The sequence below is a fragment of the Pseudomonas sp. UBA6753 genome, from assembly GCF_002453565.1.
Lineage (GTDB): Bacteria > Pseudomonadota > Gammaproteobacteria > Pseudomonadales > Pseudomonadaceae > Aquipseudomonas > Aquipseudomonas putida_Z.
This window is the reverse complement of sequence record NZ_DKHD01000006.1, coordinates 189,628-197,117: the sequence shown is the minus strand read 5'-3', so window position 1 is coordinate 197,117 and position 7,490 is coordinate 189,628. Positions and strand designations below refer to the sequence as shown.

Annotated in this window: 8 protein-coding genes; all 8 read right to left on the bottom strand. The window is 63.8% G+C overall.

From position 1 onward, the window contains the following. Nucleotides 1-52 precede the first annotated feature (52 nt). The gene (locus tag B2790_RS04340; RefSeq protein WP_075046570.1) at nt 53-349 is read right to left on the bottom strand and encodes a winged helix-turn-helix domain-containing protein; all 297 of its coding nucleotides are present in this window, start codon (nt 347-349) and stop codon (nt 53-55) included. A gap of 12 nt (nt 350-361) precedes the next feature. Then, nucleotides 362-862: a M48 family metallopeptidase gene (locus B2790_RS04335; RefSeq protein WP_084785286.1), complete on the bottom strand. Its 501-nt coding sequence runs from the start codon at nt 860-862 to the stop codon at nt 362-364. 39 nt (nt 863-901) lie between these two features. After that, entirely contained in the window at nt 902-3,034 is a 2,133-nt protein-coding gene (locus B2790_RS04330; RefSeq protein ID WP_286918331.1) for a putative bifunctional diguanylate cyclase/phosphodiesterase, read from the bottom strand. A gap of 308 nt (nt 3,035-3,342) precedes the next feature. Further along, nucleotides 3,343-4,407 carry a class II fructose-bisphosphate aldolase gene (gene fba / locus B2790_RS04325; protein ID WP_016712383.1) on the bottom strand — a complete coding sequence of 355 codons (1,065 nt, stop codon included), beginning with the start codon at nt 4,405-4,407 and terminating at the stop codon, nt 3,343-3,345. A gap of 100 nt (nt 4,408-4,507) precedes the next feature. After that, the gene (locus B2790_RS04320) at nt 4,508-4,837 is read right to left on the bottom strand and encodes an MliC family protein (protein WP_013974499.1); all 330 of its coding nucleotides are present in this window, start codon (nt 4,835-4,837) and stop codon (nt 4,508-4,510) included. A 160-nt stretch (nt 4,838-4,997) separates the two neighbouring features. Continuing rightward, the gene (locus tag B2790_RS04315) at nt 4,998-5,249 is read right to left on the bottom strand and encodes a hypothetical protein (protein WP_286918330.1); all 252 of its coding nucleotides are present in this window, start codon (nt 5,247-5,249) and stop codon (nt 4,998-5,000) included. Beyond that, complete coding sequence (locus B2790_RS04310) at nt 5,249-6,412, bottom strand: phosphoglycerate kinase (protein WP_075046574.1); 1,164 nt, start codon at nt 6,410-6,412, stop codon at nt 5,249-5,251. The genes B2790_RS04315 and B2790_RS04310 overlap by 1 nt, the downstream gene beginning before the upstream one ends. Before the next feature lie 12 nt (nt 6,413-6,424). Then, nucleotides 6,425-7,486, bottom strand: coding sequence for an erythrose-4-phosphate dehydrogenase (epd, locus tag B2790_RS04305; RefSeq protein WP_013974502.1), 1,062 nt, complete (start codon nt 7,484-7,486; stop codon nt 6,425-6,427). Between the last annotated feature and the right edge of the window lie 4 nt (nt 7,487-7,490).

Sequence of the window (7,490 nt, the reverse complement as noted above, 5' to 3'; positions counted from 1 at the left end):
GTCAAGACGGTATCTACAAGGGAACGCGATTACCTGTAGCAGCCCCAGTGGATCAGGGATACCCCAGCACTTCGCGAACCTGCCGCAGGTGCCGGATGATCCACTGCTTGTCGATCGCTCCCCAGTCATGAATGCGGTAATGCCCGGCGTGGTTGCGCGCGCCTTCCTGCTGTTCGAACTCGCAGACGATATCCAGGTCGGCTAGCGCCGCAATGGTGTCCTGGGCGGTGCGCCGGGGCATGCCGGTGGCCTCCATCAGGGCCGGCACGCTGGTCGCGGTCTGGCTGTCGATCAGCCAGGCCACGTACAGGCGGCGGTAGAAGCTGCTCTTGGTCTTGCTCACTTCCATGCTGCGTGGTCCTTAACAGTTGCCCGGCAGCTCCCGATAGGTCAGGTAGACGCGCAGGTCGAATTCCAGTTGGTGGTAGTCCGGCTCCATGTGCTGGCAGAGCTGGTAGAACGCCTTGTTGTGGTCGCGCTCGCGCAGGTGTGCCAGTTCGTGCACCACGATCATGCGCAAGAATTGCGGCGCGGCCTCCTTGAACAGCGAGGCAATGCGGATTTCCTTCTTCGCCTTGAGCTTGCCGCCCTGCACCCTTGATATCGCCGTATTCAGGCCCAGGGCCCGATGGGTCAGGTCGAGACGATTGTCGAACAGCACCTTGTCCAGGTTCGGCGCGCTGCGCAGGTACTGCTGGCGCAAATCCTGGGCATAGCCGTACAACGCCTTGTCGTTCTGCACGTCATGGCGGTCGGGGTAGCGGCGCTGCAGGTACTCGCCCAGGCGGTCGCTGTCGATCATCTCCCGCACCTGCTGCTGCAGGTGCGGGGGGTAGGCTTGCAAGTATCGTAATACGGTCATGGCGCTGTATTCGGTGTAACGAATGCCGATTCTAGCCAATCATGGCCCCGGCCAGGAGAAAATCACCGGGAAGCTGCTGGCATCCGTGGCGGTCATCGGGTATGCCACCAGGAACCCCTGCACATACTCACAGCCATTGGCCTTGAGCCAGGCCGCCTGGGCCGGGGTTTCAACCCCCTCGGCGATCACCGTGATGCTGTAGTCGGCGCACAGGCCGATGACGCTGCGCACCAGCGCGGCATCCACCGCCGAGTCGGGCAGGCGCGCGACCAGGTGGCGGTCGAGCTTGAGGGTATCGATCGGCAGGTCGCGCAACATGCGCAACGAGCAGTCGCCCGCACCAAAGTCATCCAGCGCCACCCGCACACCCAACTCGCGCAAGCGGTGTATCTGTTTCACCGCCGCATCGATGTTGTACATCAGCGAGGTTTCCGCCACCTCCACTTCCAACTGCGCCGGGTCCAGCTGGTAAAGCTGGATGACCCGGTGCAGTTCTTCGACCAGGCTGGGCATGGCGAACTGCGCGCGGCTCAGGCTGATACCCAGCACCAGGTCCGCCGGGAAACGCTGGCACCAGGCCTGCCGCTGAGCCGCGCCCTGGCGGTAGATCCAGCTGGCCAGGCGGTTGATCAGGCGCGCCTCTTCCAGCAACGGGATGAACAGCCCCGGCGGAACGTCGCCGACACTGGGATGCTGCCAACGCAGCAAGGCCTCGAAGCCGCGCAGGCGGCCATCGTTGAAGCCAACCTGCGGCTGGTAAACCAGAGTGAAGTCTTGCTGCTCCACCGCCGTGCGTACGCTGTCCTCGAGCATCAGTCGCGAACGCGCCCGGCCGTTGAGCTCCTGATCGTAGAAGCGATACTGCTGGCGCCCCGCCTGCTTGGCCGCGTACATCGCCGCATCGGCCGCACGCAAGAGGCCTTCGACATTGGCGCCGCAATCCGGATAAGTGGCGATGCCGATGCTCACCCCAAGGCTCACATCCAGCCCTTCCACCTGGTGGCTGATGGAAATGCGTTCCAGCAACCGCTCGGCATAGCGCCCGGCCTGCTCCGGGTAAGGCAGGCTGTCGAACAGTGCGGTGAACTCGTCCCCGCCCATGCGCGCCAGCAGCGCTTCACTGCCCAGGCAATCCTTGAGCTGTTCGGCTACCCAGTGCAGCACCCGGTCGCCCGCGTCGTGGCCGAGCGAGTCGTTGATGCGCTTGAAGCCATCCAGGTCCATGTACATCAGCGCCTGCGCCTTGTCCGAACGCTCGTTGCGCAGCAGCGCACCTTCGGCGGCCTGGTAGAACCCGCGGCGGTTGAGCAGGCCGGTAAGCGGGTCGGTGACGGCCTGGTACTCCAGCTGCTGGTGCAGGTTGCGCACCACCGACATGTCCAGCACGGTGACCACCATGGCCTGCTGCTCGGCCGGCAGTGGCGCACAGGACAACGCCACCGGCACCAGCTCGCCGCCAAGGGTACGCAGCTGGGCATCGTGCACGCGGAAGATGCGCCGCCCCAGGTAGGCCTGGTAGAAGTCCGATTCGTTCCACAGGCTGGCACTGGTCAGTTGCACCAGGTCGAGCAGATGGGCGCCCTGCAACTCCTGCACCGGCGCTGACAACAAACGGGAAATGGCCGGGTTGGCAAAGCTGATGATGCCCTGGGCATCCACCACCAGAATGCCCTCGGCGGCGTTCTCCAGGATCGATGCGTTGAAGGCCCTGGCCGCTTCCAGCTCGCGGGTCAGCCGCTGCAGCATGCGCCGGTTGCGCTGCTGGTCGAGCAGGGCCTGGACCTTGGGCTTGAGGATTTGCGGGTCGAACGGTTTGAACATGTAGTCCACGGCGCCGCTGGCGTAGCCCTTGAGCACGGCCGCTTCGGACTGTTCGTTGGCGGTGAGGAAAATGATCGGGGTCAGCCGGGTACGCTGGCTGCCGCGCATCAGCCGGGCGACTTCGAAGCCGTCCATCTCCGGCATCTGTACATCCAACAGGACCAGGTCGACATCGTGCTCGAGCAACGCGCTCAGGGCTTCCATCCCCGAGCTTGCCGTCAGCACCTGCCAATCCTGACGGGCCAGCAATGCCCGCATGCTGATGAGGTTTTCGGGGTAATCGTCTACCACCAGAAGAACCGAGCTGCCATCCAGTGGCTGAGGTTGGGGGTGAGGGTGAGCGCCATCCATGCTGCTTCTCTATTATGTGACCGACTTCAAGATACGGTTGGATCCACTAGTACTCTAGACCTGAGCGGATAACACGCAATGCAATCAGAACGCTATCAGTGCCTCAACTATACGGTAGCCGACTAACGGTCGCTTTGCCGGGAATATGTGCCGGCCTCTTCGCGGGCATGCCCGCTCCCACATGGACGGTTTGCATGCGCCCTGTGGGAGCGGGCGTGCCCGCGAAGAGGCCATCACAGATGCAAGGTTCTAACACCAAAAAATGAAAAAACCCGCATTTCTGCGGGTTTCTTGTGTAGCCAGTGCGATCAGTTGACCTTGGCGGCCAGCTCACCTTTCAGGTAGCGCTGGTACATGCCTTCCAGGGAGATCGGCTTGATCTTCGAGGCATTGCCAGCGGTGCCGAAGGCTTCGTAACGGGCGATGCACACGTCACGCATGGCCTTGACGGTTTCACCGAAGAACTTGCGCGGGTCGAACTCGCTCGGGTTCTGCGCCATCAGGCGGCGCATGGCACCGGTGGAAGCCAGACGCAGGTCGGTGTCGATGTTGACCTTGCGCACACCGTACTTGATACCTTCGACGATTTCCTCGACCGGTACACCGTAGGTTTCCTTGATGTCGCCGCCGTACTGGTTGATGATCGCCAGCCACTCTTGCGGTACCGAGGACGAACCGTGCATCACCAGGTGGGTGTTGGGGATGCGCTTGTGGATTTCCTTGATGCGGTCGATGGCCAGCACGTCACCGGTTGGTGGCTTGGTGAACTTGTAGGCACCGTGGCTGGTACCGATGGCGATCGCCAGGGCGTCGACCTGGGTCTTCTTGACGAAGTCGGCAGCCTCTTCCGGGTCGGTCAGCATCTGGCTGTGGTCCAGCACGCCTTCGGCGCCGATGCCGTCTTCTTCACCGGCCATGCCGGTTTCCAGCGAACCCAGGCAGCCCAGTTCACCCTCTACCGAAACGCCGCAGGCGTGGGCCATGGCAACGGTCTGCTGGGTAACGCGGACGTTGTACTCGTAGTCGGTCGGGGTCTTGCCGTCTTCACCCAGCGAGCCGTCCATCATCACCGAGCTGAAGCCCAGCTGGATCGAGCGCTGGCAGACGTCAGGGCTGGTGCCGTGGTCCTGGTGCATGCACACCGGGATATGCGGGAATTCTTCGATGGCCGCCAGGATCAGGTGACGCAGGAACGGGGCACCGGCGTATTTGCGGGCACCGGCCGAAGCCTGGACGATCACCGGGGAGTCGGTCTTGTCGGCCGCTTCCATGATGGCGCGCATCTGCTCGAGGTTGTTGACGTTGAAAGCTGGTACGCCGTAACCGAACTCGGCGGCGTGGTCCAGCATCTGGCGCATGCTAATGAGTGCCATTGTGTATCTCTCTCCCGACAAGCGTCGTTTGTTTCGTGCAAGCCTGCCGCAGGGGCGGTTGCTGTTCAAGTAGTGTGGGCCACCCTCGCGGCCCGGCCAGTCACGGTGCCTTGCAGCCCCGCCCAATCAGATCGTTGGTTGCCACCCAGTACACCAGGCCTTCTTCGCCCTTGGTATGGAAGGCCAGCATGCCATCGCTGTACAGCGCACCCGAGGCACCCGGCTCGGCCTTGAGCCGGTAGACCTGGTCGCCGCCACCAAGGCGCACATCGACCTGGTCGCGCTGCGCATCGGCGAAGCGCCACAGCACTTCAGCCTGTGTGTCGCAGACCCAACGGGTCCAGTCGTCTGCCGGGGCGGGTTGCGCCGGCTTCAGCAGCGAGCATCCTGCCAGTGTCGCCAGGGCCGTCACGGCCAAAAGCGCTTTCATTCAGTTTCCTCGATTGGGGGCTGCTGTGCAGCCCTTCGCGGGCTTGCCCGCTCCCACAGGTCAAGCGCCGTACCTGTGGGAGCGGGCAAGCCCGCGAAGGGCCGCACAGCGGCCCCTACCTCAAGACCACAAATCAGCCTTCAGGTTGCCTGTTACCCGATCAAGGGCAACCCGGCGCCTTGCGCTGGTGGTCTTCGTCGTACTTTTCCAGGCCTTCCGGGCCCACGCGCTTGCTGATGACCGGCACGGTCTCGGCCTGCCACTCGGACTGGTAGCAACCGCCCTTGGGCGGCTGCGCCGGGTCGGCATCCGAGGCCGGGCCGCCGGCGCATGCGCTCAGCAGGCCAGCCAGCATCATCACAGGCAATTGCTTGACCATCAGGCCGCTCCCTTTGCCAAGCGCCGACGTCATCAGGCCTTGGCCCGCTCTTCCAGGATTGCCACGGCCGGCAGGACCTTGCCCTCGACGAACTCGAGGAAGGCGCCACCACCGGTAGAAATGTAGGAGATATCGGCGCCAACGCCATATTTGTCGATGGCTGCCAGGGTGTCACCGCCACCGGCGATGGAGAACGCGGCGCTGTCGGCGATGGCCTTGGCCAGCACCTTGGTGCCGTTGCCGAACTGGTCGAATTCGAACACGCCGACCGGGCCGTTCCACAGGATGGTCTTCGACGACTTCAGCAGCTCGGCGAAATTGGCTGCGGTTTGCGGACCGATGTCCAGGATCATGTCGTCAGCGGCAACGTCGGCAATGGCCTTGACGGTGGCTTCGGCGCTCTCGGCGAACTCCTTGGCGACCACCACGTCGACCGGCAGAGGCACGCTGACCTTGGCGGCGATGGCCTTGGCGGTGTCGACCAGGTCAGGCTCGTACAGCGACTTGCCCACCGGGTGGCCGGCTGCGGCCAGGAAGGTGTTGGCAATGCCGCCACCGACGATCAGCTGGTCGCAGACCGAGCTCAGGCTGTTCAGCACGTCCAGCTTGGTGGAGACCTTGGAGCCGGCAACGATGGCTGCCATCGGCTTGGCCGGGGCCTTCAGGGCCTTGCCCAGGGCATCCAGCTCGGCTGCCAGCAGCGGGCCGGCAGCAGCGACTTTGGCGAACTTGGCAACGCCATGGGTCGAACCTTCGGCACGGTGGGCAGTACCGAAAGCGTCCATGACGAACACGTCGCAGAGGGCGGCGTATTTCTGCGCCAGCTCGTCGGCGTTCTTCTTCTCGCCCTTGTTGAAGCGCACGTTCTCGAACAGCACCAGGTCACCAGCCTTGACCTCGACACCGTCCAGGTAGTCGGCAACCAGCGGCACCTCGCGGCCCAGGGCCTTGCTCAGGTAGTCGGCGACCGGCTTGAGGCTGTTCTCGGCAGAGAACTCACCCTCGGTCGGGCGGCCCAGGTGCGAGCAGACCATTACCGCCGCGCCCTTCTCCAGGGCCAGCTTGATGGTCGGCAGCGCTGCCAGGATACGCGCGTCGCTGGCTACCACACCGTCCTTCACAGGCACGTTGAGGTCTTCGCGGATCAGTACGCGCTTACCTTGCAGGTCGAGGTCGGTCATCTTCAACACGGTCATGAATGCAGTCCTTCAGGGCTGTTTGTTGCGGGTTGGGTGGACGACGTGCAGATAGTGTTCGGCAACGTCGAGCATACGGTTGGCGAACCCCCATTCGTTGTCGAACCAGGCCAGCAGGTTCACCAGCCGAGGGCCGGAAACACGGGTCTGGCTGGCATCGACGATCGCCGAATGCGGGTCATGGTTGAAATCACAGCTGGCGTGGGGCAACTCGGTGTAGGCCAGCAAGCCTTTCAGCGGGCCTTCCAGCGCCGCCTCGCGCAGCACCCGGTTGACTTCGGCCGCGCTGGTATCGCGGGCGGTCTGCAGGGTGATGTCCAGGCACGAGACGTTGACGGTCGGTACGCGTACCGCTTTGGCCTGGATTCGTCCGGCAAGTTCCGGAAGCAGGCGCTCGATGCCACGCGCCAGACCAGTGGACACCGGGATCACCGACTGGAAGGCCGAACGCGTGCGGCGCAGGTCTTCGTGGTGGTAGGCGTCGATCACCGGCTGGTCGTTCATCGCCGAGTGGATGGTGGTGATCTGCACGTACTCGATGCCGAATGCCTGGTCCAGCACGCGCAGCAGCGGCACGCCGCAGTTGGTGGTGCACGATGCGTTGGACACCAGGCGCTCGTTGCCGGTCAGGCAGGCCTGGTTGACGCCGTAGACCACCGTGGCATCGACGTCGGCCTCGCTGGCCATTGGCTGCGAGAACAGCACCCGCGGCGCGCCGGCGTCGAGGAAACGCTGGCCATCGGCGCGGGTGTGGTAGGCGCCGGAGCACTCCAGCACCAGGTCGATGTCCAGGGCGGCCCAGTCGATGCCTTCGGGGGTGGCACTGCGCATCACCTTCACGCAGTCGCCATTGATATGCAGACAGTCGCCATCGACCTTCACCTCACCGGGGAAACGCCCGTGGGTGGAGTCGAAGCGTGTCAGGTATTCCAGGCTGGCCTGGTCGGCCAGGTCGTTCAGCGCAACGATCTCGAAACCGGCTTTTGCCCCCCGCTCGAACAGCGCGCGCAGGACACAGCGGCCGATACGGCCATAACCGTTGAGTGCAACTTTGTAGGGACGCAGGTGGGGCATTCGT

What these genes read in the sequence shown, in the direction of transcription:
- B2790_RS04340 (WP_075046570.1), bottom strand. Translation starts at nt 349, where the DNA reads ATGGAAGTGAGCAAGACCAAGAGCAGCTTCTACCGCCGCCTGTACGTG.
- B2790_RS04335 (WP_084785286.1), bottom strand. Translation starts at nt 862, where the DNA reads ATGACCGTATTACGATACTTGCAAGCCTACCCCCCGCACCTGCAGCAG.
- B2790_RS04330 (WP_286918331.1), bottom strand. Translation starts at nt 3,034, where the DNA reads ATGGATGGCGCTCACCCTCACCCCCAACCTCAGCCACTGGATGGCAGC.
- fba (WP_016712383.1), bottom strand. Translation starts at nt 4,407, where the DNA reads ATGGCACTCATTAGCATGCGCCAGATGCTGGACCACGCCGCCGAGTTC.
- B2790_RS04320 (WP_013974499.1), bottom strand. Translation starts at nt 4,837, where the DNA reads ATGAAAGCGCTTTTGGCCGTGACGGCCCTGGCGACACTGGCAGGATGC.
- B2790_RS04315 (WP_286918330.1), bottom strand. Translation starts at nt 5,249, where the DNA reads ATGACGTCGGCGCTTGGCAAAGGGAGCGGCCTGATGGTCAAGCAATTG.
- B2790_RS04310 (WP_075046574.1), bottom strand. Translation starts at nt 6,412, where the DNA reads ATGACCGTGTTGAAGATGACCGACCTCGACCTGCAAGGTAAGCGCGTA.
- epd (WP_013974502.1), bottom strand. Translation starts at nt 7,486, where the DNA reads ATGCCCCACCTGCGTCCCTACAAAGTTGCACTCAACGGTTATGGCCGT.